Consider the following 24,184-nt stretch of genomic DNA (forward strand, 5'->3'; position numbering starts at 1 on the left):
TTCCAGAAGCTTTTAGGATCATATTGCGCCAAGGGTAAACAGGAAAAGTTTTGCTCTTTCTACACCCAAAAATTTAGTCTCAGCTGTTCCTTTTAAAGTTATCGATGATAATGGCAGTGGCAGTAGCTACATTCAGCGACTCTGCTTTGCCAAAAGCCGGAATTTTGATCAGGTGGGTCATACAGGCTTCTACTTCTGGCCGAATGCCATTGGCTTCGTTCCCTAACACCACGATGCCCTGCGGCTGCAACTGCTGCTTATGCAGGTTCTCTCCGGCAAGCGAAGCTCCATACACAGCCAAGCCAACCTTCTTTTGCTCCTTCAGCCACTCTACCAGGTCGAGGTACTGTGCCTGAACTCTTGTAAAAGACCCCATTGTGGCCGATATAACTTTCGGATTGTAAAAATCGGCACAGTTTTCTGAACAAACCAATTGGCTAATGCCGTACCAGTCTGCAATTCGGATAATGGTGCCCAGGTTTCCGGGGTCACGCACATCGTCGAGCGCAATAATAAAATCAGTATTTTTTAGTTGTATTGGCGGCACAGTTCGCATCTTTGCAACCGCCAGAGCGGCATTGTTGCTGGCAAAAGTGCCCGCTTTGGTAAGTTCTTCCTCGGTAACAATATGATAGCGGTAGCCCTTTGCTAAAGTTTTGGTATTTTCGTGGTAAAATGCTTCTGTAACAAACAGGTGCTGAAGCTCGAAATCGGCTTTGAGCAGCTCCATTACGCTTTTAGCACCCTCCACCACAAATGCCTGGTGCTGGTGGCGGTATTTTTTTATTTGTAAGGAATTAATATACTTTAGTACTGCCTTAGATAACATAGCTGAAACGTTTGAACCCACGATTTTACATATTCACCCTGTTAATTACAATTTTTAGTTTTGCAGGCTGTGTTCCTACACGTCACTTGGCTGAGAATGAGGAACTTCTAGTTAGCATTAAAACCAATGGGCTAAAAAATATTGAGCCCTTGAGCATCGCCTCACTTTACCAGCAGCAACCTAACCGGGTTATTCTCTGGTCTACGCCTTACCTTTCGTTTTATTATTTTGGAAAGCGGTTCTACGCGCCCGAAAAAATAGATAAGCGGATTGAGAAGCAGGAAATTAAGCGGGAGGAAAAGATAAGGGATGCCGAAACCGATACGCTCAAGATCAGAAGAATTCAGTCTCGGTTTGAGCAGAGAATAGAGCGGTTGCAGGATAAAAAAGAAGAAGGCAACTTCTTTATGCAACTTGGAGAGCCACCTGCCATTTACGACTCCACTCTCATGAAGGCCACCATGAAACAGATCGACTTCTACATGAATGGCCGCGGCTATTTTAACCACGAGTCGGCTTACGAGAAAGAAGTTAAAGGAAAGAAAGTTTACATTACCATTAATATAAAGGAAAAGGAACCTTACCGGTACTCTCACCTCAACTATGCCATTCCTGATACGGCTGTGCTGCGTGTGGTAAAGCGGACGTCTACCCGATCTCTGCTGAAGCTGAACGACATTTACGACGATCAGGTACTGACAGAGGAAAGAGATCGGATTTATAATTCGCTTCGAAACAATGGCTTCTATGATTTTGCCAAAGCCTATATCCGTTTTGATGTAGACACCAGCTTTGGGGGAAATACCGTGCGCCTGGATGTGGTGGTAGACAACCCGGAGAACTCTGACCATCACCCGCTTTACACCATCGAAAACGTTTATTTCAAAACTGACAATGACCGTTTTGGCCGCACCCGCGATACCATTGAGTACAACAATATAAAATTCCTGTCTTACAACCACAAATACTCACCTCGCATACTCGACCTAAAAACAGATATTGAGGCCGGGCGACCTTATAGCCAGATAAGAACCACAGTTACACAGCGGAGGCTGTCTGAGCTAGATGTATTCCAGTTTAACAACATAGTGTATACCAAGGTGGAGTCGCCAGATGACACGACTCGGTACCGGCTCAATGCCTTTGTGAATGCCGTGCCAACCAAAAAATTTCAGGAAACTGCGGAGCTAGGTCTCAACTACTCGGAACGTGTGCCAGGGCCTTTTACAAGCCTGCGGCTGCGGGTGCGAAATGTGTTTGGAGGAGCCGAGAACCTGGATTTCGGCTTGCGTGGCGGTTACGAAGGGCAAGTGAGTCTAGACAGTCGTCAAACAGTCATTATTAGGGAATTAGGAGCCGATGTAGCCTTGTCGTTCCCTACTTTCCTGCTGCCTTATGGCGGAGGCAAGGTTCTTAGCGACAACAATCCCCGAACCAGGATTTACGCAGGTTATACCGATGTAGACCGCGATGAGTACCATCGGACAAACTATGACCTGGCCCTGTCCTATATCTGGCAAAAATCTCGCACTCCGGCACAGCCGCCTTACCTGCAGTACATCTTTTCTCCTGTAAACCTTCAGATTGCGCAGGTAGATACTGTGGGTAAAAACTTTCGGCGGTTCCGGGAGTACCTGGAGCGGTTCAGCCAGGGTAGCAGGTCGCTTATCGAGAGTTTCAGGCCAGCGTTTATTTCTACCATTTCCTTTAATGCCACCTATAACACCAACGACTTTACCCAAACCCGCGATGCCCGGCTGTTCCGACTGCAGCTCGAGGTAGGCGGCTTATCGCAAAGGCTGGGTTTTAACCCCAAACTTGGCGGCCTCAACACCTTTCAGTTTGTAAAGGTTAACCCCGACTACAGGCGCTACATTCCCTTAGGCGGCAAGCGGTTTCTTGTTTACAGGGTCAACATGGGCTTAGGCAATCCTCTATTTAAAACTGACCTCCTACCCTACGACAAATACTTTTTTGCAGGTGGCGGCTCGAGTGTGCGCGCCTGGCTTGTAAGAAGACTGGGCCCCGGCTCCTACGCCACCACCTCCATCGACACAGTGAACGGTGCGCCGGTAGAGGTCCGAGACTTTACGCCGGAGCAGCCCGGCGAGGTGCTGATAGAGGGCAGCATGGAATATCGCTTTAACATGTTCAGTTTTTTAAATGGCGCTGTGTTTGTGGATGCCGGTAACGTATGGTTTCTGAGGGAAAACCCGGAGCGACCAGGCGCCGACTTTGCCTTTAACAGGTTTTACAAAGAATTTGCGGTAGGAACAGGTTTCGGCCTTCGCTTCGATTTATCGGTTCTAATTCTCCGGTTCGATTTTGCCACTAAAGTCTACGATCCGGCCGCCTTAGATGGCAATAACTTTATCATCAGCAATTTCAAGTTCTGGGACTTTTTCTCCAGGAACAACCAAAGCAACCTGACAATTGGTATTGGTTATCCGTTCTAAAATCTTTTCCCCAATTCTTCTAATGAAAAGGGCCTTCCAGAGCCATTATATAAGGCAATTGGGTCTAGGGCTGACCCCGAGCGCAAAGCACGTTAAAGAGTCGCTAATAGTTGAGCAACTCTTCCATAGCCGCTGCTACTTTTTGGGCATTTGGCAGCACCATGCGCTCCAGCTCTATACTTAGTGGCAAAGCCGGTAAATTAGCGGCTCCCAGTGTAAATACTGGCGCGTCGAGCTGCTGGAAACATGCTTTGGAAATGCGGCCTGCTAACGATTCGGCGAAGGAGTTGAGCAAAGGTTCTTCAGTTAGCACAAGGGCTTTACCATGCCGCTGCACCGATGCCACCACACTGTCGAAATCAAGTGGGTTTAGGGTACGGAGGTCCAGTATTTCAACACAACCTGTAAAGCGTTCGGCAGCTGCTTTTGCCCAGTATATTCCCATTCCGTAAGTTATAACTGTCAGGCTATTGCCGGCTTGCACCTGCTCGTCCTGCGCATACTGTACCACTCTAGCGACTCCCAGTGGCAGTACATAGTCTTCGTCTGGCTCCACTGTTCGGGCCTCCTCCGTGCCTGGCACTTTAGACCAGTAAAGTCCTTTGTGCTCCAGCATGACCACCGGATTCGGGTCCAGAAAAGCAGCTTTCATAAGGCCTTTCATATCTGCCGCGTTAGACGGATACACTACTTTAATGCCTCGGATGTTGAGCAAGGTAGACTCTATACTGCCGGAGTGGTACGGGCCTCCTCCACCATAAGCTCCAATGGGCACCCGTATCAGCGCCTGAACAGGAAATTTGCCATTGGTCAGATAGCAGCTCTTTGATAGTTCAACTACCAACTGGTTCATTCCTGCCCAGATGTAGTCGGCAAACTGGATTTCTACTATGGCTTTCACTCCTACTGCCGACATGCCTGCTGTAGAGCCTATTATGTAGGCCTCCTGAATAGGCGTATTGAATACACGTGCATCGCCATATTTCTTTGCCAGCAGAGCCGCCTCTCTAAAAACGCCTCCTAGCTCACCGCCAACATCCTGGCCATAAAATATGGTCTCTGGGTATGTTCTCAAAATATCGTCTACTGCATGCAACGCGGCATCCACCATCGTCACTTTTTCGGCTTTGGCCGGCTTGCGGTTGCCTGCTTCGGCAGTTACTGGTGTGGGTGCGAAAATATGCTGATCGTAAGTACCAGGATCTGGTGTGGCGGCATCTAAAGCACGTGCAAAATCCTGCCTCACCAGGTCTATTGCCTGCTGCTCCAGTTCCTTAATTTCTGTTTCCGGCACATCTGCATCGAGCAGGAGTTGTTTTAGCTTTGGCAGAGGGTCACGTGCGGCTTCCTTTTCGAGGCTGTTGCCCCGGTACCACTCCCGCCTAACGCCGGAGGTATGGTGGTTGAGCAGCGGGCAGCGGGCATGCACCAATATAGGTCTGCGCAGTTGGCGGGCATACTCAAAAGCCACTCGCATGCCTTCAAATGATTCTGCAAAATCAGAACCGTCGAGGCGGAGCCGTTCCATACCTTTAAAACCGGCAGCATACTCGTAGGCATCCATGGCGCGCATTTCTTTGCCCTGCGCCGAAATTCCCCACTCATTGTCCTGCACCAGGTAAATAATCGGAAGCTGTTTGAGCACGGCCATTTGCCAGGCCTCTGCCACCTCACCCTCTGTTACGGCACCGTCGCCGATAGAGCAAAGTACCACAGGCTTTTGCTCTCCCTTAAGCAGCCCCTGCGATTCCAAGTAGGCCAATCCATGGGCCATGCCGGTGGCCGGTATGGCCTGCATGCCGGTAGCAGAACTTTGGTGGGGAATAATTGGGAAACCTTCCCGCTTCATGGAAGGGTGTCCGTAATAAGTGCGGCCACCTGCAAACGGATCGTCAGCTTTGCCCATGAGCTGCAGCATCATTTCGTAAGGCTTTAACCCAAGGCCCAAAAGCAATGACTCATCGCGGTAATAAGGAGCCAAAAAATCGTATGGCTGCAACTGAAACGCGGTTGCAAGCTGAATAGCCTCGTGTCCGCGGGAGGTGCTGTGTACATACTTGCTGCAGATGGCTTTTTCCTCTTCGTAGGTTTCGCCCATGGTTTTGGCGGTAACCATCAGGCGGTAAGCTTTTTTTAATGTTGCCAGCTCTATCTTCAGGGCCTCCATCGTTTCTCGTTGCATATGTAGACTGGTCTTTTGTAGTTTGTTTCAGGTAGATAAAAAAGAATGCATTTAGTCATCCTTTATATAAAGTTATGATGCTGAGTGTGAACTTACTGCTAAAAGTTAGGTTCAGGTTCGGCAGAACAGGCTTTATTCAGTAATTTTGCCCTCACTCAAAAATAATACTTTATACCTATGTTCAGAGAAGAAGTTGAAGCATTTTTCCGGCAATTCCAAAACGACTTGTGCCACGACCTAGAAACCTGTGATGGCGGTGCCACTTTTGCGGCTGATGTGTGGCAACATGCAGAGGGCGGCGGCGGCATTTCGCGTGTAATCCAACAGGGAAATGTGCTGGAAAAAGGTGGTGTCAATTTTTCGGCGGTGCAGGGGCAACTTTCGCCCGCCTTCCTGAAAATGCTCGAAATGCCTGATCCTGCTTTTTTTGCCACTGGCGTTTCGGTGGTATTGCACCCGCACAGCCCTATGGTGCCTATTACGCACATGAACGTCCGCTACTTTGAAGCTGGCAATGGCAAAGCGTGGTTTGGCGGCGGTATAGACCTTACACCCATCTACCTGGACCTGAAACAGGCAAAGGAGTTCCATAAAGCCATGAAAGCAGTCTGTGACAAACACCACCCCTCTTACTATCCAGAGTTTAAGAAATGGGCCGACGACTACTTTTACAACGACCACCGCAAAGAAACACGGGGCGTAGGCGGCATCTTTTTCGACAGGCTGATGGCTACAGACGAAATTACCATTGAGCAGCGTTTTGCTTTTGTACAGGATATGGCTCGTGCCTTTGCACCTTTCTACACAAATATTATAAACCAGAACCGGAATTTACCTTATAATAAGCAGCAGAAGCATTGGCAGCTGATCAGGAGAGGACGCTATGTGGAATTTAACCTGGTGTATGACCGTGGCACAAAATTCGGCCTTGCCACCGGTGGCCGCATCGAGTCTATCCTGATGAGCCTGCCGAAGTATGCCTCCTGGGAATACAACCACCAACCGGAACCTGGAAGCCCGGAGGCAGAAACTCAAAAATACCTAAAAAAGGATATCGACTGGATTAATGTGCTATAGTAGCCAAGTATGGAGGAATTAGAGAAGTTTGATCAAGAGCTGTTTGTTTCGCTAAACAGCCAACACAATCCGTTTTGGGATACCGTAATGATATTGGTATCCGATAAATATGTCTGGATCCCATTTTACGTACTGCTGATAGCCTACGTAATCTACCGCTACCGTAGGCAAAGTATCCCGATGCTGGCAATGAGTGTAGTAGCAATTGGCCTAGCCGATTTTATTGCTTCTGGCATCCTAAAGCCCTTCTTTGCCCGCCTCCGCCCCTGCTATGAACCTGACCTGGAAGGGCTGGTAAATATAGTGCATGGCTGCGGCGGACAGTTTGGCTTCATGTCCTCGCATGCTTCTACGGCCTTTGCACTGGCGGTTTTCTTTAACCTGATTCTGTCGGACCGCTACTTTATTTTTAAGGTGGTGCTGGTGGCTTGGGCGGTAATAGTATCGTACAGCAGAATTTACCTGGGAGTGCACTACCCAGGCGATATTGTTGGAGGAGCGCTTTTAGGCTCCATGCTGGCCTTTGCTTCTTCTATTGGTTATCGATATATCCTGCTCTACTACCCTTCTCTCAAAAAGGACCCAGTAATTTAAGCAGCAGTAGCAGCAGCATAACAAAAGGAGAAACCAGTTTAAAACCTGATTTCTCCTTTTGTTTTTGTTAACCAACCATTTTTTAGCTCCATTCCTCCTGGCACTTCATCTTAATTCTAGGCTTTTCTATGATTTTGAATTCTGGATGCTAGATACTAGACTTTTATCTTCAGCAGCTGCTCTGGCACAATCCTCGAAGGAGCTGCGAAGCCTTACCTGCTCTTTTTAACAATTTAATCCTTAATTAATTAAGCCTCTTAACAATCCGCTTCCAGCCATCAACAACCAGCTACCAAATTCTTCTAATAAAAATGGCCTCCCAAAGGCTTTACAGCTTAAAACAGGCTAAGACTGACCTAAAAGGCGTTTAACATACTTGCCAATAATGTCGAACTCCAGATTCACACTATCACCGGGTTTTACATGTTGCAGGTTTGTATGCTCATAGGTATACGGAATAATAGCCACTGAAAAACGATCGGCCTGAGAGTTTACCACCGTCAGGCTGATGCCGTTCACGCAGATAGATCCTTTTTCTACGGTTACATTGCCAGCTGCCGGGTCGTAGCTGAAGGTAAAAAGCCAGCTGCCATTTTCGTCAGATACAGATTCGCACCGGCCTGTCTGGTCCACGTGCCCCTGCACCACATGCCCGTCGAACCTGCCATTGGCCTGCATGCAGCGCTCCAGGTTTACGACATCGCCTTCTGCCAGGGTGTTAAGGCTGGTTTTTTTCAGCGTTTCATCAATGGCTGTAACTATATAGTTTTGGCCTGAAATGTCGACCACAGTTAAACAAACACCGTTGTGAGCGACGCTCTGGTCTATCTTCAATTCGCTGGTAAAGGGGCAGGAAATGGTAAAGTGCTTGTTCGTGTTTTCGGCCCGAATGGCTTCTACCTTACCTGTTGCCTCAATTATTCCTGTAAACATATTGTCTTTATTTTAGATGCATAAAATTAAGAAATTGAATGGAATAACTGGCTTCTTCTGTGGTTTTGAACCAAACTCATTTGCCTTTAAAATATTATTATTCGGCCTGGTTCTTTATTTTCGCAAAATCAAACGTCCGGTTCGCGTTAAATTTAGTACTTATAAAGAGTGAGCCGTTTTTTTTTGGCATAAACCATTTTAGAATGCAAGTTGACTTATACAGACACAAAGGAATGCGGCGCGCATTGGTAAAGCTACTGCGCGAAAAAGGAATTAGAAGTGAGCAGGTGCTGGCCGCAATGGAGGCTGTGCCTAGGCACTTCTTCTTCGAAGGAGCTTTTCTGGAGCAGGCATACGAAGACAAGGCATTTCCGATTGGTGAAGGTCAAACCATTTCGCAGCCCTATACCGTTGCCTTCCAAACAGAGCTGCTTAACCTTAGACCAACCGATAAAGTACTGGAGATCGGAACAGGGTCGGGTTACCAGTGCTGGGTGCTGCTACAAATTACGCCCCATGTGTATACCATAGAGTTTAACAAGGTGCTGTACGAAAAGGCGCGCCGGTTCTTCAGAACTTACAACCTGCGCCCGCACACCTTCCATGGCGACGGTTCTGAAGGCCTTCCTCGGCATGCTCCTTACGATAAGATCATTGTAACAGCAGGTGCACCGGGTATTCCTAAAAGCCTGGTGCGGCAATTAGCCATAGGCGGAATATTGGTAATTCCGGTGGGTGATGAAAAGCTACAGAAGATGCTCCGTATTACCCGTACCGGCGAAAACGATTTTACTAGAGAAGAATTTTCAGACTTTAAATTTGTGCCTCTGTTAGGTAAATCTGGTTGGGAAATTAACGAATAAGGCACCAAGTAACATACGCATCTTTAATTTTTGTTTTACGGTTTGGGAGCTGAAGAGTATATTTGTATAAATACTTAAGAAGAATGCGTAAACAGAAAAAAGTAAAAGACTCTTACGTTATCATGACGGAATTGGTGTTGCCCAACGACACCAACACACTAAACAACCTGATGGGTGGCCGCATGATGCACTGGATGGATATTGTATCTGCCATCTCTGCTCAAAAGTTCTCTAACAGAATCGTAGTAACGGCTTCGGTAGATAACGTATCCTTTTCTGAAACCATTCGACTTGGTAATGTGGTGACGCTGGAGGCAAAGGTAACGCGTGCCTTTAATTCTTCTATGGAAGTGCATATTGAAGTGTATGCAGAAGACATTCCGAGCGGGAAGAAATTCCTGTCTAACCAAGCCTTTTTCACTTTTGTGGCTGTAGACCAACTTGGTAACCCTATCGATGTGCCAGAAGCAATTCCGGAAACAGAAGAAGAACAAAAGCACTTTGAGGGAGCCCTTCGTCGCCGACAGTTGCGCCTTGTACTTGCTGGCCGTATGAAACCAAGTGATGCGGTAGAACTAAAATCTATTTTTGACATCAAGGAAGAATAGAGCATGGGGCTTGCGGCAGAAGAACTTAATGGCGTATTTTTAAAGCATTTTTTGACCGAGACACTTTATGTAGTTCCCGGTGAAACACTGCTTTTTGATATGCCTCTCCCAGCTTCTGAACCAGAGCCTGCTATTATTGCCCACCCTGCTCCTGTTCAGAACCAGTTGCAGTTGCAGTCGCAGACAGCAGAAATACCATCAGCCACTCCTGCAGAACCGGCCACTGTTCCTCCAACATTTACTGTTATTGGTGAAAACCAAAAAGGAGTTATTGTGCTGGTTACGCTGGATGATGCAGTATTTCAGAACCTTCCGCAGCTAGAGTTCCTTCGAAAAATTCTGGCAGCGATTGGGCTCGGTCCGCAGGATGTTGCTTTTGTGAATAATGTTTCAGGTAGCATAGCCCAATTTGAGGAGCTGCAGCAAAAACTAAAAGTGAACCACATCATCAGCTTTGCCAGCCGCATCGACACCCAGTTGCCACACGACAAATTCACGCTTTACAATCCGGTGCTTGTAGATCAGGTCCCCATTATTTTCTCACAGTCTTTAGCGGTGCTCGACAAAGACCCGGAGCAAAAGAAACTACTTTGGAATGCGCTTCGGCAGGTGTTTCTATAACTCCTCCTTTTGGACATTGAACCCAAGAGCATAAAACAACTAATTTGACTCTGGAAGGGTGCTTTTATTATAATAATTTCCCGATGTGCAGAGCTTAAAGAATATAGCTGTGTTAGACATGCCCGTTGAGCTATTGATCAAAATACCCTTGTGTATTTTTCTCCAATTTAGCTCCGGAAGGGTCATTCTATTAGCATAATTTACTTACCTGAAGCGAGCAGCTATGCTGAGCGGCAACAAAAAAGCCCCAGCTTTCGGCTAGGGCTTTTTCTATGTTCTTGAAAAACTAATTGAGCAGACTGGCTAATTTTGCTTCCAGGTCCGGACCTCTTAAGCCCTTTGCTATAATTTTGCCTTCTTTATCAATAAGTACTGTTTGTGGAATGGCAGTTACCTTATACAGTTGGGCGGCACTGCTCTCCCAGCCTTTCAGGTCTGAAACTTGTGGCCATGTTAACTTATCTTTCTCAATAGCTGCCAGCCACTTATCTCTCGATTGATCAAGCGATACTCCAAATATCTCAAATCCTTTGTCTTTGTACTGGTTGTACATGCGAACTACATTTGGGTTCTCCTGGCGGCAAGGGCCGCACCACGATGCCCAGAAATCTATCAGTACATACTTGCCTCTTAAAGAGGAAAGTGCAATGGAGCCACCATCCGGCGTAGTCAGTGCAAAATCCGGAGCCATAGCCCCTACTGCAGTGCTTCTTAGTCCTTCCAGCTGCTTGTTGAGCATGGCAGTGTATTTGGACTCCGGCAATTGCTCAGAATAGAGCGTTACCATGCTGTCTGCAAAGGCAAACTCTTCTATTGGGTTCACAAAGCTTAATATTCCGAATACAGAGGCCAGAGAACCAGGGTTTTCTGCAATAAAGTTTCGCAGCTTTTTGCGGTAGCCCAAGTATTCTTCGCGCACCGCAAGCACCGCACCCTCATCTCCGGATGCCATGGCTTCGTTAAAGCGAGGCGTGAGCGCCGCCTCCTTCTCCTTTAACTCCTCGTTTAACTGGAACCACTCCTGCAACAGTTTAGAATCTTCCGATCCTTCTACTTTAGCAGTGGTGGCCAGGTTACTGGCATCAGCTTCTACTTTAATGTCCTTGTTCTCGAGCACCAGCATCAGTCCATTCTGTTGGTCGAGTCCTACCCTGTAAAAGGAAGGTTCGGCCACAGAGCCTTCAAATTGAAAGCTTCCATCCTGTGCAATGGCCGAAGTATCACGGGCTACAAACTGTGTTTCTCCCAGTTCAAACAAGTAGATGTTTCCTTCGGAAGCGTTTTGAAGCTTCCCTTTAATTACATAGGCATTGCCTCCGTTAGAAGCAGGCTTATTTCCCTGGCATGCACCCAGTAACACTACTGCAGAAGCAATCGCTAATAAGTTATTTAGTTTCATTTTATTTTATTTACTATTTAAGCCATCGCGCAGCAATTGATTGGCTACTTTTGGATCGGCTTTTCCTTTGGTCTTTTTCATGATTTCGCCCATGAACATTCCAACCAACGATTGCTTACCGGCTTTAAACTCGGCTACTTTCTTGGGGTTTTCGGCCAAGACCTCTGCTACAATTTGTTGTAATGAGCTGCTATCAGATTCCTGAAGGAGATTTTGCTCCTCTGCCACCTGATGGGGCGTTTTGCCAGGGTTCTCCAGCAGGTAAGGGTAAATCTTTTTAGACGCCACCGAATGGCTTACCTTATTACTATCTATTAACGCGATAAGGTCGGCAATAGTCTGTGGCTGCAGCGGGAAATCGCTGATGTGCAACTGCAGTTCATTTAAATACGATTTTACGGGCCCCATTACCCAGTTCGAGGCTGCTTTGTAATTGCTCGTATGCTTACAGAGCTCCTCAAAATATAAGGCAACTTCTTTAGTGTCTGTCAACACGTTTGCATCATACTCTGGTAATCCGAATTCATTTACAAATCGGTTGTAGAGAGCCTGTGGCAGGCTTGGCATAGTTTCTTTGATGCGGTTCAGCCACTCCTTTTCAATAATAAGCGGTGGCAGGTCCGGCTCCGGGAAGTACCGGTAATCGTTCATCGTTTCTTTTGTCCGCTGGCTCGATGTGGTGCCGGTATTTGCGTCAAAGCCGCGGGTTTCACCTTCGATCGTTCCGCCTGCCTCTATTATTACAATCTGCCGCTCTACTTCATGCTCTATAGCGCGTTGCACGTTTCGGAAGGAGTTCATGTTCTTTACCTCCACCTTAGTTCCAAATTTATCAGCTCCCTTCAGCATAACTGAAACGTTCGCATCGCACCTGAAAGAACCTTCTTCCATGTTACCATCGCAGATTTCGAGGTAACGCACCAGGCGGCGAACCTCCTGTAGGTAATTATAAGCCTCTGTAGAATCTCGCATATCCGGCTCCGACACAATTTCGATCAGGGGCACTCCTGCGCGGTTGTAGTCTACTAAGGTCTCAACCTCACCTGGTAAGTGCATCGATTTTCCAGCATCTTCTTCCATATGGATGCGGGTAATGCCAATACGGCTGTCTTTTCCTTCTTCATTCTTAACTACCAGGTGCCCGCCAGTACAGATAGGTGTTTTGTCCTGCGTGAGCTGGTAACCCTTTGGAAGGTCGGGGTAGAAATAATTTTTGCGTGCATACACATTGTAACGGGTAATGTCGCAATTGGTGGCCAATCCCATTTTCACAGCCATCTCCACTACCCTTTTATTTATGCGCGGAAGTGTGCCTGGGTGAGCCAGTGTAATTACGCTCAGGTTTGTGTTTGGCATCATACCAAACTCCGTTGAGTCGGAAGAATAGGCTTTGCTTTCAGTTAGCAGCTGCGCGTGAACTTCTAAACCGATTACTACTTGGTACTTATCTCTTATGGTTGCATCCATCTGTTTAAGGTACAGATTAGTTGTTTAATGATTTTTTAATTAATTCCTGTGCCTTGGCTGGTACGGCCTGCAAACCTGAGGCATCTTTTCCTCCAGCTGTGGCATAGAAGGGCTGGCCTCCGCCTCCGCCTTTAATCTCCTTAGCTAGTTCACGAACCAGTTGGCTTGCATTCAGTTGCCTATCGGAAACGAGATTATCAGACAGCATGACTGCGATCTGAGGTTTTCCATCAATCTCAGCAGCCAGAACAAGCACCAGGTTTTCTACCGCCTGTCGCAGATCGAAAGCGAGCTTTTTCAGGTAATCTGCCGTGCTTACCTCCACCACTTCAGCGATAAAGTTTACTTCTCCTAAAGTCTGCGCCTTTGTAGCAAGGGTATTTTTAAGCGAAGAGAGTTGCTTCAGTTCGAATTGCTCCAGTTGCTTTTGCAAGGCTTTGTTTTCTTCCTGCAGCTTTTGCACGGCACCAGACACGTTGTTTTGCGTGCTTAGTACCTCACGTACCGCATTAAGTTCATTAAGTTGCTGTTGCACAAATTCTTCGGCAGATACAGCTGTTACTGCCTCTATTCGGCGCACACCGGCGGCTACAGAGCTTTCCGAGACAATTTTGAAGTAGCCTATATGGCCCGTATTGAGTACATGGATGCCACCACACAACTCTACTGAGTGCTCCCGATCGAAGGCAATGACACGAACAAACTCTCCATATTTTTCACCAAACAAGGCCATGGCTCCCATATTCTTGGCCTCTGTAATAGGCACATTGCGTTGCTCCTCCAGCGCAATGCCCTGTCGGATACGCTCATTTACAATATGCTCAATTTCACGCAACTGAGCTTCTTCAACCTTTGCAAAATGCGAAAAGTCAAAACGAAGTACTTTCTCGTTTACAAGAGAACCCCGCTGCTGTACATGGTCGCCCAATACTTTTCTTAAAGCGGCATGTAGTAAGTGAGTGGCAGAGTGATTTTTTCGGATCAGATTACGACGCTCTGCATTCACTTCACTTCTGAAGGAGGCCTCCACCTGCTGCGGCAATTTTGCTGTAATATGCAGAATAAGATCATTCTCCTTTTTAGTATCCAGCACTTCTACCTGCTCCGTTCCTGAAATCAGGAATCCAGTGTCACCAACCTGCCCGCCACTTTCGGCATAAAAAGGAGTTTTATCTAAAACCAGATGATATTCGCTCTTATTTTTTGTCTTTACCTGGCGGTATCTTACAATATGTGAATCAGCAGTTTCTGTATCGTACCCGATAAATTCGGTGCTCACATCAGGCTGCAACACCACCCAATCTGTTTGTTCCGAGGCTGAGGCGTTGCGGGAGCGGTTCTTCTGTTGCTCCATTTCTACCTCAAATCCAGCCTCATCTACTTTCAAACCTTTTTCACGGGCTATAAGTGCAGTAAGGTCTAATGGGAAGCCAAAGGTGTCATACAATTCAAATGCAGTTTTGCCATCGATTGTATTGTCGCTGCTCTTAAACCTTTCTTCCAGGGCATCTAAGCGCTTCAATCCATTTTCAAGGGTACGTAAAAAGGCATTCTCCTCTTCCTCAATAACGCGTTGTACAAAGCTTAACTGCTGTTTCAGCTCTGGGAACACATGGGCCAACTGGTCGGCCAATACTTCGGTGAGGCGGAACAAAAATGGCTTCTTGAAATCGAGGAATGTAAAACCGTACCGCACTGCACGACGCAAAATCCGACGAATTACATAACCGGCTTTGTTATTAGATGGTAGTTGCCCGTCTGCTATGGCAAAGGCAATGGCACGTATATGATCGGAAATAACCCGAATGGCAATATCTGTTTTCTCCTCGTCACCATAGGTCACACCTGCTTCTTTGGCTACAAACTGTATAAGCGGCTGAAAAACATCGGTGTCGTAATTGGAGCGTTTGCCTTGAATGGCCATACACAAACGCTCGAAGCCCATGCCAGTATCTACATGTTGAGCAGGCAGTTTAACCAGCGATCCATCAGCCAGCCGGTTAAACTCCATAAATACGTTGTTCCATATTTCCACCACCTGCGGATGGTCGTTGTTCACCAAATCGCGGCCAGGCACCTGGGCTATTTCTTCAGGGGTACGCAGGTCGATATGTATTTCGGAGCAGGGACCGCAGGGGCCGGTATCGCCCATTTCCCAGAAGTTGTCCTTTTTAGAACCGAACAGAATCCGGTCCTCTGCGATCATGGTTTTCCATATCGCGTAGGCCTCTTCGTCTTTCCCTAGATTCTCCTTGGCGTCACCTTCAAATACCGACACATACAGCCTGTCCTTTGGCAGCTGATACACTTCCGTAAGTAATTCCCAAGCCCACTCCAACGCATCCTTCTTAAAATAATCGCCAAACGACCAGTTGCCAAGCATTTCGAACATGGTGTGGTGGTAGGTATCGTAGCCTACTTCTTCGAGGTCGTTGTGCTTGCCGCTTACACGGAGGCATTTCTGCGTATCGGCGGCCCGCTTATAGGGAGCAGGTTTGTTGCCCAGAAAATAATCTTTAAACTGGTTCATTCCTGCGTTGGTAAACATCAACGTAGGGTCATCCTTTACCACAATCGGGGCCGACGGCACCACCTGGTGCTGCTTGGAAACAAAGAAATCCAGGAACTTTTGTCTTATCTCAGCTGAGTTCATGTATGAGTATTAAGCCTTTAGATACTAAGTGCTATACTTGTTGTTTAAGAAAATAAATTATCTGATTTTTGTGCTACAGAAATCCCATTTGGAGGTATTTGCTGCAGATTATATACTGGCAAAAGTAATGGTTTTTACCTTTAATCTTAGCATCGGCCTGAAAATAGTGATTTTCTGTTTTTTGTAACTAGCCTGCAATATGCCCTATAAAGAAAGAGAAATAGAGAAACAGTATTATACCATTGGGGAGGTGGCAGCCATGTTCGATGTGGCACCCTCACTGATTCGCTTCTGGGAAACTGAATTTGAGCAACTTAAGCCAAAGAAAAGCAAAAAAGGCAACCGCCAGTTTACACCAAAAGATATTGAGGAGCTCCGGACTGTATACCACCTTGTGAAAGAGCGCGGCTACACCATCCAGGGTGCTAAAGAAGTCTTGAAAAACAAATCAGTTCAAACAAAAGATAAAATTGAGATCATACAATCGTTAGAGAAAGTTCGTATGTTTCTAGTAGGTTTAAAAGATCAGCTAAATACGAAACAAACAGAATAGGTAATTGATGACCCAAGCGAATTTGTATGAAGTAGCCCTCACCTTTCTTTCGGGAGTGGGTAATCAGGTTACGCGCCTGCTGGTAAGTTATTGTGGTTCTGCCCAGGCTGTATTTACCACGCCAGCTGGCAAATTGCTGAAAATACCTGGCATTGGGCCTAAACTCGTGAGTCAAATCAGTGATAATTCGAAGCAGGCCCTGTACCAAGCCGAGCTAGTGCTCCGAAAGGCTGAGCAGCAGCAGGTGCAGTTGCTTTTTTATACGGCTGCAGCTTACCCCGATCGCCTGAAGCAAATAGCTGATGCCCCAGTGCTCCTTTACTACCGTGGCAACGCAGATTTAAACCAACAGCATATTGTAAGCATAGTGGGTACTCGTAAACCAACTACCTATGGGCAGGCGGTTACAGAGCGAATTGTAGAAGAGCTAAAGCAACACCAGGTCATGGTGGTAAGTGGCCTTGCTTATGGCATCGATATAATTTCGCACCGTGCGGCCCTGCAACATAGCTTAGACACAGTTGGTGTGATGGCATCCGGTCAAGATATTATTTACCCTTCCGTACACAGCAAATATGCTGAAAGAATGGTGGAGCATGGAGGCATTCTGACAGAGGGTACTTTCGGAACCAAACCAGATGCCCACCGCTTCCCGGCTCGCAACCGCATTATTGCCGGTATGTCAGACTGTACCATAGTGGTGGAAGCCGCTATGAAAAGCGGTACTCTTATAACTGCGGACATTGCTCACAGCTACGACAGAGAAGTAATGGCTGTTCCTGGCAATATAAACTCTTCGGTGTCGGAAGGCACCAACTTTCTTATCAAATCAAATAAAGCAGCTGTCTACACCTCTGTTCAAGACCTAGTTGAACTGCTAAACTGGGACCTGGAGCAGAAGAGGAAAGAAAAACAAGCGGCTGCTCTCATTTATAGTGCTGATGATTTTACAACGGCTGAACTACAGGTGTTGCAAGTGCTGCAAAAGACTCAGGAAGAGCAAATGGATAATTTAAGTTGGAAGGCGCAGGTGCCTGTCAGTCAGCTTGCTTCGCTCCTGCTTGGGCTTGAGTTTAAAGGTGTAATAAAAGCGTTACCAGGAAAGAGGTTTGCGCTGATAAAATAAACTACAACCTCAAAATAAAAGTATCAAAGCCACTTGTCATCTTATAAATTAACGCGTAAAAATAAAATTTAATTGCCATTGTAAATAAACAACCACATTTGCTATCAGCTATTAAATCAACGCACCTGCTGAAGCCTACAATAAAATAAAACTAATTAAGATTTGTATTTGCTATTCAACAACCAGCTCGTACCCGAGGATGAAATGCTCTTTTACAGGCATAACAGAGCCCTGCAGTACAACGATGGCTTTTTTGAAACTATTGTTGTTCAGGAAGGGTCAGTACGCTTATGGAACTACCACCTAGAGCGAATCCAAAAAGCCGCCAGCGCTCTGAAGCTGGAGCTGGACACGCAGTTACTTTCAAAAGAATTTCCGGATACTATTTTAGAACTCGCTGAACAAAATTTGGCTACACCCTTTGCCAGAGTTAAATTAAAAATATGGCGAAGTGGTGCGGGCCTATATACTCCTGAAACAAGCAAATCAGACTGGATATTAACTGCACAGCCTGTAGCTGATTTTAAAAGTACTGATTTAGACATTGGTATTTGTAAAACGGTAACCACCTCCTTTACTCCTTTTTCTTTTTGCAAAGGCCCTAACTCGCTATTATACGTGATGGCCGGAGTTGAAAAAAAGGAATCACACAAGCAGGACATGCTCCTCCTGGATCAACAAGGGCATATGGCAGAACTAACCTCTTCCAATATTTTTTGGTTTACAAATAATACGCTTTTCACACCGCCTATTTCAACAGGTTGTGTCCAAGGCATAATGCGTGCTTATATTCTCAATTGGGCTAACAGAAAAGGTATAAAGCTGAGAGAAGAAACAGGTAATGTTGAGATACTGAGGAATTCGGAGACTGTATTTGCCGCGAATGTTTTTGGGGTCAGACCTATAACAAGAATAGAACAATCAGAACTTCCTAACACATCTTCTTTTTTAGCTCAATTACAGAAAAATATCAATAGAATTGCTTTAGATAAATAAGCCTTCCTTTGTAAAGGAGCAAAAGATATAAATTACCTGTATGGGCAAATAGGTAGAATAATTTAAATTACCAGATACCCTTTCAGCACTTAAGTTATTACAGTTGAATTATTTATATTAGCAGTTTATTTCCTTCTGCTCTTTTGCCTATGATTTCATTTTTTGCATCTGTTCTGGCTCTTATATTAGGATACCTGCTGTATTCAAAATTTTTGGAAAAGATAGTTGGTGTCGTGTCAGAACGTAAAACTCCCGCGCTTACTATGCCTGATGGCGTAGATTATGTGCCATTGCCGGTATGGAAAATCTTTCTGATTCAATTTTTGAACATAGCAGGGCTAGGACCTATATTCGGAGCAGTGGCTGGTGCAATGTGGGGGCCTGCGGCCTTTCTTTGGATTGTACTTGGGTCTATTTTTGCCGGAGGCGTTCATGATTATTTTTCTGGAATGCTCTCGCTGAAACACAACGGAGAGAACATAACAGAAGTATCTGGTCGGTACCTTGGCCAGCCCATGAAGCAGTTTATGCGTGGGTTTACCCTAGTCTTAATGGTGATTGTTGGAGCTGTCTTTATTATGGGCCCTGCAAAAATAATAGATGATATGACAAGTGGTTTCGCTGGTATTACACTTTGGGTCTGGATTATTTTTATATACTATATCTTGTCTACCATTCTGCCAATAGATAAATTAATTAGTAAAGTCTATCCAGTCTTTGGGGTAGCACTCCTTTTCATGGCCATCGGCATCTGCAGCATTATGTTAGCCAAAGGATTTGATATACCGGAATTAACCTTCGCTAACCTTGCCAACCTACATGCTACGCCTGAGAAGTTCCCGCTCTTCCCAATGCTTTTTATTACCATTGCCTGTGGAGCCATATCTGGCTTTCATGCTTCTCAGTCACCCATGATGGCACGCTGTATGACAAACGAGAAGCAGGGACGCACCATTTTTTATGGAGCAATGATTACAGAAGGTGTGGTAGCGTTAATTTGGGCAGCTATTGGCATGAGCTTTTATGGCGGTGTAACAGAACTAAACGACGTAATGGTATCACAAAAGGGAAATGCCGCCTTTGTGGTAAATGAAATTTCTAATTCCCTGCTGGGCAAAGTTGGGGGCTTACTGGCTCTTTTAGGTGTTGTGGCTGCTCCTATCACTTCCGGTGATACCGCCTTCCGCAGCGCCCGATTGATTGCAGCTGACTTTCTAAAGTTAAAACAAAGCTCGATCAAGAACAGATTATTGATTAGCGTTCCGCTTTTTGCCATCGGCTATGGCATTACATTGGTAGATTTTGGAGTGGTTTGGCGCTACTTTGCCTGGACCAACCAAACCTTGGCTACACTTGTACTTTGGACCATAACAGCTTACCTAATTCAGGAACAAAAATGCTACTGGGTTACATTAGTGCCGGCTGTATTTATGAGCGCAGTGATTACCTCTTATATATTAGTCGCACCAGAAGGTTTTGGCTTACCCATTGAACTTGCCTATACTGCAGGTATAACCGTAGCAGCAAGTTTATTGCTCGCCGCACTTTGGAAGATTAACCTCCGCAAAAACAAGGCTGCATTAGAAATGGCTAAATAAAAGCCCTAATTAAATATTATAAACTTCAAGGTTTAAAGCAGCTAGATTAGCTTAAGCTTCATAAAACCAAATACTTTTATTTTATTGTCGTCATTTAAGGTAAATTATATACTTTGAAAATTATTCAATTGTGCACCGGCGAAGGACTGGGAGGTTTAGAACAGATTTTCGAAAAATACACGATATGGTTTCATTATTCCCGACATGATTCTTTAGGAATAGTGCATCAAAATAGTGCCTTACATAAACGCTTGCAGTCTGATGGGATACCAGTAGTGGCCCTGCCATCCATTTCAACAAAAGCTTTATGGTCAAATGCAAAGAGCTTAGCTCAACTTGCTGAAGAGCAGGAAACGGATGTTCTGCATTTCCACCATAAAATGGATTTGAAATTAGCAGTACTTGCCAAAATCCTGAGCAAGCAAAAATTCAAGCTGGTGTACACGCGCCACATGCACATCGCAAGCTCTAAAAAAGACCCTTGGCATCGTTTTTTCTATAAAAGAATAGATTTATTTATCACCATAACTGAGCAGATGCGGCAGACGGCCTTGCGCTACATACCCTTACCTGCCAATGCTATTAAATGTCTTTACTCCGGCGTAAAAGCGCCCGCACACTTTCAGGTAAGCAACTGCCAAAACTTGTTTGCGGAAGAAAAGTACAAGGCCCCATTTAGAGTGGCCATTTTTGCCAGGATAGAGCGGAACAAAGGTCAGCACCTGGTTTTGGAAGCAGCGAAAGCTCTCCACGATAACTATCCTGCGCTGCACTATTACATATTTGGACTTCCAAGTGATGAAGCTTATCACCAATCTTTATTACAACAGGTAGCACAGGAAGGGCTAAGTGACTATATTCATTTTAAAGGTTTTCATACACAACCTACCGCCATCATGCCATGTTTTGATGTGGTGCTACTGCCAAGCCTTAACGAAAGCTTTGGGTTGGTGTTACCAGAAGCTATGCGAGCAGGTGTAGCCGTAATTGGTTCAAACTTTGGTGGAATCCCTGAAATTATAGACGATATGGAAACAGGTATGCTATTTGAAAACGGCAATACTAAAGATCTGGCTAGTAAGCTTAAACTTCTGTACCAGAATAAGGAGCTAAGGGAAAAGTTAGCCAAGCAGGGTAAGCAGAAAGCAGACAGGATCTTCAGCGAGGAACAGCATTACCTGGACCTAGAACAGCTATATCTCTCCTACTTTAACTTGCCTGACTAATGCAACAATACACTTAAACCGCGACAGGAGCTTTGATAGCCGGGTGTGGGTTATAATTCTCTAGCTGAAAATCCTCATAACGGAAGCTAAAAATGTCTTTCACATCTGGGTTCAACTTCATAACAGGTAATGCTTTAGGCTCCCGCAAAAGCTGTGTATTTGCCTGCTCCAGATGATTTAAGTACAGATGTGTATCTCCACCGGTCCAGATGAACTCCCCTGGTTCCAGGCCAGTTACCTGTGCCATCATAAGAACCAGAAGCGCATAAGAAGCTATATTAAAAGGAACACCTAAGAAAACGTCTGCTGATCGCTGGTAAAGCTGACAAGACAATTTGCCTTCAGCTACATAAAACTGATAAAAAGCATGGCAAGGGGGCAGTTTCATATTTTCTATTTCCGCTACATTCCAAGCACTTACAATAATCCGGCGGGAATCTGGATTATGCCTGAGCTGGTGTACTACCTGCGCAATCTGGTCAATATGACGACCGTCTGGTGTAGGCCAGCTACGCCACTGAGAGCCGTACACAGGGCCCAGATCTCCGTTTTCATCAGCCCATTCATCCCAGATGCTTACTTTGTTCTCTTTGAGGTATTGAATGTTTGTATCACCTTTCAAAAACCACAGTAATTCATGAATAATGGAGCGGAGGTGCACCTTTTTGGTTGTTACCAACGGAAAGCCATCTGCAAGGTTAAACCGCATCTGGTATCCAAAAACACTTAACGTACCCGTTCCGGTTCTGTCTTCTTTCTTTACAGCCTTGTCAAGGATATGCTGCATCAGGTTTTGGTACTGTTTCATAAGCTACTTCAGAACACTAGATTAAATTAAGAGTATCAAAGATACAGCTTCTACAAATAATAATAAGCAAGGGTGAGTTATTGTATATAAAAATTGGGTTGCTATAATTCGTAACCCCTCCAAAAATAAGTTTACTGTTCTACATTAGAGAAAAAAAGTAATAGCCAAACAATTTTCATTAGGTTTATGGACTTCATGAGTGACAATCTGGCCTCAGGCAACAGCTTCAGGACACTAAACGTGCTGGATGACTGCAACCGGGAAGCATTGGCCATAGAGGTAGCTTCCTCTATTTCATCAAAGAGAGCCATCCGGACGCTGGAGCAGCTCATTGATTGGCGCGGAAAACCGGAGGCCATGCGGATAGACAACGGGCCTGAATCACCATCGTTGATATTGTTAACTGGTGCAGGTCAGTGGCCTTTTCCCATTGAGAAGCGGTAAGCGCTCTTCAGGGTCACGTTCACATCAACACTGTACCTAGAGCAACGCACAAAGAGGCAGTCCACTTAGCTAGCATGAGGCCCAGACATTTGCCGGAGGGGTAGCCTGCAAAACGACTTGGCGTTAGGTCTTCCTGGACCAGAACAGCAGCGTATACATAATCTTTAAGGTTCTGGATGAAATTTGTATATAGAAGACAACTTATTTGTTGTCTTCTATATACATTTGAATAGCCTTTTCTGTATCTCCAAAGTATACCAACTCACCTTGTTTCATGAAGGCAGCTCTGTGGCAGTATTGTCGTATAACTTCCATAGAGTGACTTACTAAGATTACAGTTTTTCCTTTAATCCAAGAACTCTCAAAAACCTTTATGGCTTTCTCCTGAAACTTTGCATCACCCACAGCAAAAATCTCATCAAGAAACATAATATCAGCCCCAGCTTTTACAGCGATGGAAAAGCCCAAACGGGCCGCCATACCAGAGGAAAAAAATTTCACTTTAGTATCTACAAACTCCTCTAGCTCTGCGAATTCAATTATTTCATCAAAAATATGGTCAATTTCTTTTATCTTTAACCCTAAAACTGACCCTGACACATAGACGTTTTCTCTTGCTGTAAGTTCATGACTCATTCCAACACCAAGGTTCATTAACATTGTAGATCCTTTGATATTAATATAACCACTATCAACTGGGTATACACCCGCTAAAAGCTTTACTAAAGTAGATTTTCCAGATCCATTTCGTCCTAAAAAGCCAATACACTCTCCTTTTAGAATTTCAAGAGACAAATTCTTTACTGCAGGAATAAGTTTCTTTTTGGTTGGATTAAAAATATTAAATAACCGATGTTTTACAGTATTATGGCTATCTTCTGATATTTGAAAAGTTTTACTAATATTTTTTGCCTTAATAGCAACTCCGTTTTGTACAATAACATTCTCCATAATTTTCAAAGTTTCTCAGCCGCCTTTGCACCAATTTTTTTCAAAAGAGTAAATCCTAACATAAAAAAGAATAGAGCATAACCTAAATCTAAAAACAAAAGATAAAAGTCAGGCAAAGAATTCTGTAATATTATTCTCCTAACATTTATCAAAATTCCTGCCATTGGATTTAACTCAGCAAATGAAGGAAGCGCTTTCACATAGTCATCTATTTTGAAAACCACTGGAGACAAAATAAACATTAGACCTGATAAAACTTGCCAAATTTGATGTATGTCATGCATATACACATATAATGATGACAGTACTAAAGAGAATGCAATAGAAAGCAAAAAAAGATTTATAAAAATAGGTATTAAATAAATATAATTACTAAAATCAGCAGCATGAAAGTTTTGACCACCATTGTCTATTGCGAAGAAATATAAAAAAAACATGCAAAGGTTGAAGAACAAACCAATACAGTTAGCTAAAAGAGTTGATATATATATATCGATCTTTTGCATATTATTGTACTCATACAAAAACTTTTTAGTTTTTAGTAATTGCACAGTCCCAGATGTAGATTCAGCAAAAAAATTCCACAATATGAGTCCACTAAACAAATAGGCAACAAAAGAAGGTATATTTTGATCTATTACAACGTTGAATGCTATATAATAAATAAATATATCTGTAATAGGCTTTAATAAAGCCCAAAACAAGCCTAATTTATTTTCATAATATCTTAACTTATACTCAATCTTAGCAAGTAACCAAAGTCTTTCAAATCTTACTGAAGGATTAAAATTCATAATAGG

20 protein-coding genes and 1 pseudogene are annotated in these 24,184 nt (G+C 44.7%); 12 read left to right on the forward strand and 9 right to left on the reverse strand.

Annotation, left to right across the window (positions count from 1 at the left end; genetic code table 11):
• Positions 1–79 precede the first annotated feature (79 nt).
• Positions 80–829 carry an RNA methyltransferase gene (locus ACMA1I_RS02835; RefSeq protein ID WP_337066740.1) on the reverse strand — a complete coding sequence of 250 codons (750 nt, stop codon included), beginning with the start codon at positions 827–829 and terminating at the stop codon, positions 80–82.
• A gap of 149 nt (positions 830–978) precedes the next feature.
• On the opposite strand from ACMA1I_RS02835, the gene ACMA1I_RS02840 reads away from it, so the two are divergent.
• The gene (locus ACMA1I_RS02840) at positions 979–3,285 is read left to right on the forward strand and encodes a BamA/TamA family outer membrane protein (RefSeq protein ID WP_337066741.1); all 2,307 of its coding nucleotides are present in this window, start codon (positions 979–981) and stop codon (positions 3,283–3,285) included.
• A 103-nt stretch (positions 3,286–3,388) separates the two neighbouring features.
• Here ACMA1I_RS02840 and ACMA1I_RS02845 read toward each other — a convergent pair whose 3' ends face one another.
• Positions 3,389–5,467, reverse strand: a complete 2,079-nt coding sequence (locus ACMA1I_RS02845; RefSeq protein ID WP_337066743.1) for a thiamine pyrophosphate-dependent enzyme — start codon at positions 5,465–5,467, stop codon at positions 3,389–3,391.
• A 177-nt stretch (positions 5,468–5,644) separates the two neighbouring features.
• On the opposite strand from ACMA1I_RS02845, the gene hemF reads away from it, so the two are divergent.
• Both hemF and ACMA1I_RS02855 read left to right on the forward strand, forming a co-directional pair.
• Complete coding sequence (hemF, locus tag ACMA1I_RS02850; RefSeq protein WP_337066744.1) at positions 5,645–6,544, forward strand: oxygen-dependent coproporphyrinogen oxidase; 900 nt, start codon at positions 5,645–5,647, stop codon at positions 6,542–6,544.
• Positions 6,545–6,553: 9 nt separating this feature from the next.
• A complete protein-coding gene (locus tag ACMA1I_RS02855) occupies positions 6,554–7,138 on the forward strand; it encodes a phosphatase PAP2 family protein (protein WP_337066745.1) in 585 nt (194 codons plus the stop codon).
• A 345-nt stretch (positions 7,139–7,483) separates the two neighbouring features.
• On the opposite strand, the gene ACMA1I_RS02860 is transcribed toward ACMA1I_RS02855, so the two are convergent.
• Positions 7,484–8,071, reverse strand: coding sequence for a riboflavin synthase (locus ACMA1I_RS02860; RefSeq protein WP_337066746.1), 588 nt, complete (start codon positions 8,069–8,071; stop codon positions 7,484–7,486).
• 203 nt (positions 8,072–8,274) lie between these two features.
• Between ACMA1I_RS02860 and ACMA1I_RS02865 the strand changes: the two genes are divergently transcribed.
• The 3 genes from ACMA1I_RS02865 (at position 8,275) to ACMA1I_RS02875 (ending at position 10,163) form a co-directional block, all read left to right on the forward strand.
• Positions 8,275–8,934, forward strand: a complete 660-nt coding sequence (locus tag ACMA1I_RS02865) for a protein-L-isoaspartate(D-aspartate) O-methyltransferase (RefSeq protein WP_337066747.1) — start codon at positions 8,275–8,277, stop codon at positions 8,932–8,934.
• Between the two features lie 83 nt (positions 8,935–9,017).
• Positions 9,018–9,542: an acyl-CoA thioesterase gene (locus ACMA1I_RS02870; RefSeq protein WP_337066748.1), complete on the forward strand. Its 525-nt coding sequence runs from the start codon at positions 9,018–9,020 to the stop codon at positions 9,540–9,542.
• A 3-nt stretch (positions 9,543–9,545) separates the two neighbouring features.
• Positions 9,546–10,163, forward strand: coding sequence for a hypothetical protein (locus tag ACMA1I_RS02875; protein WP_337066749.1), 618 nt, complete (start codon positions 9,546–9,548; stop codon positions 10,161–10,163).
• 286 nt (positions 10,164–10,449) lie between these two features.
• On the opposite strand, the gene ACMA1I_RS02880 is transcribed toward ACMA1I_RS02875, so the two are convergent.
• Genes ACMA1I_RS02880 through alaS form a run of 3 tightly spaced genes read right to left on the reverse strand, consistent with a single transcriptional unit; the run spans position 10,450 to position 15,682 of the window.
• A complete protein-coding gene (locus ACMA1I_RS02880) occupies positions 10,450–11,562 on the reverse strand; it encodes a TlpA disulfide reductase family protein (RefSeq protein ID WP_337066751.1) in 1,113 nt (370 codons plus the stop codon).
• 6 nt (positions 11,563–11,568) lie between these two features.
• The gene (gene gatB, locus ACMA1I_RS02885; RefSeq protein WP_337066752.1) at positions 11,569–13,029 is read right to left on the reverse strand and encodes an Asp-tRNA(Asn)/Glu-tRNA(Gln) amidotransferase subunit GatB; all 1,461 of its coding nucleotides are present in this window, start codon (positions 13,027–13,029) and stop codon (positions 11,569–11,571) included.
• Positions 13,030–13,045: 16 nt separating this feature from the next.
• Positions 13,046–15,682: an alanine--tRNA ligase gene (alaS, locus tag ACMA1I_RS02890; protein ID WP_337066753.1), complete on the reverse strand. Its 2,637-nt coding sequence runs from the start codon at positions 15,680–15,682 to the stop codon at positions 13,046–13,048.
• Positions 15,683–15,881: 199 nt separating this feature from the next.
• Between alaS and ACMA1I_RS02895 the strand changes: the two genes are divergently transcribed.
• The 5 genes from ACMA1I_RS02895 (at position 15,882) to ACMA1I_RS02915 (ending at position 21,181) form a co-directional block, all read left to right on the forward strand.
• Positions 15,882–16,235: a MerR family transcriptional regulator gene (locus ACMA1I_RS02895; RefSeq protein ID WP_337066754.1), complete on the forward strand. Its 354-nt coding sequence runs from the start codon at positions 15,882–15,884 to the stop codon at positions 16,233–16,235.
• Positions 16,236–16,242: 7 nt separating this feature from the next.
• Complete coding sequence (gene dprA / locus ACMA1I_RS02900; RefSeq protein WP_337066755.1) at positions 16,243–17,361, forward strand: DNA-processing protein DprA; 1,119 nt, start codon at positions 16,243–16,245, stop codon at positions 17,359–17,361.
• Between the two features lie 162 nt (positions 17,362–17,523).
• Complete coding sequence (locus ACMA1I_RS02905) at positions 17,524–18,357, forward strand: aminotransferase class IV (protein WP_337066756.1); 834 nt, start codon at positions 17,524–17,526, stop codon at positions 18,355–18,357.
• Positions 18,358–18,506: 149 nt separating this feature from the next.
• Positions 18,507–19,955 carry a carbon starvation protein A gene (locus tag ACMA1I_RS02910; RefSeq protein ID WP_337066757.1) on the forward strand — a complete coding sequence of 483 codons (1,449 nt, stop codon included), beginning with the start codon at positions 18,507–18,509 and terminating at the stop codon, positions 19,953–19,955.
• Positions 19,956–20,176: 221 nt separating this feature from the next.
• Positions 20,177–21,181, forward strand: a complete 1,005-nt coding sequence (locus ACMA1I_RS02915; protein WP_337067096.1) for a glycosyltransferase family 4 protein — start codon at positions 20,177–20,179, stop codon at positions 21,179–21,181.
• A 13-nt stretch (positions 21,182–21,194) separates the two neighbouring features.
• On the opposite strand, the gene ACMA1I_RS02920 is transcribed toward ACMA1I_RS02915, so the two are convergent.
• On the reverse strand, positions 21,195–21,989 hold the full coding sequence (locus tag ACMA1I_RS02920; protein ID WP_337066758.1) for a thymidylate synthase: 795 nt from the start codon (positions 21,987–21,989) through the stop codon (positions 21,195–21,197).
• A 186-nt stretch (positions 21,990–22,175) separates the two neighbouring features.
• Between ACMA1I_RS02920 and ACMA1I_RS02925 the strand changes: the two are divergent.
• A pseudogene (locus tag ACMA1I_RS02925) lies at positions 22,176–22,424 on the forward strand (DDE-type integrase/transposase/recombinase); the annotation flags it as partial.
• Between the two features lie 210 nt (positions 22,425–22,634).
• On the opposite strand, the gene ACMA1I_RS02930 reads toward ACMA1I_RS02925, so the two are convergent.
• Positions 22,635–23,384, reverse strand: coding sequence for an ABC transporter ATP-binding protein (locus ACMA1I_RS02930; protein WP_337066759.1), 750 nt, complete (start codon positions 23,382–23,384; stop codon positions 22,635–22,637).
• 5 nt (positions 23,385–23,389) lie between these two features.
• Positions 23,390–24,178 (reverse strand): ABC transporter permease, encoded by a 789-nt coding sequence (locus ACMA1I_RS02935; RefSeq protein WP_337066760.1) that lies wholly within the window; start codon positions 24,176–24,178, stop codon positions 23,390–23,392.
• Positions 24,179–24,184: the final 6 nt, after the last annotated feature.

The organism is Pontibacter sp. 13R65, assembly GCF_047525655.1.
Taxonomy (GTDB): domain Bacteria; phylum Bacteroidota; class Bacteroidia; order Cytophagales; family Hymenobacteraceae; genus Pontibacter.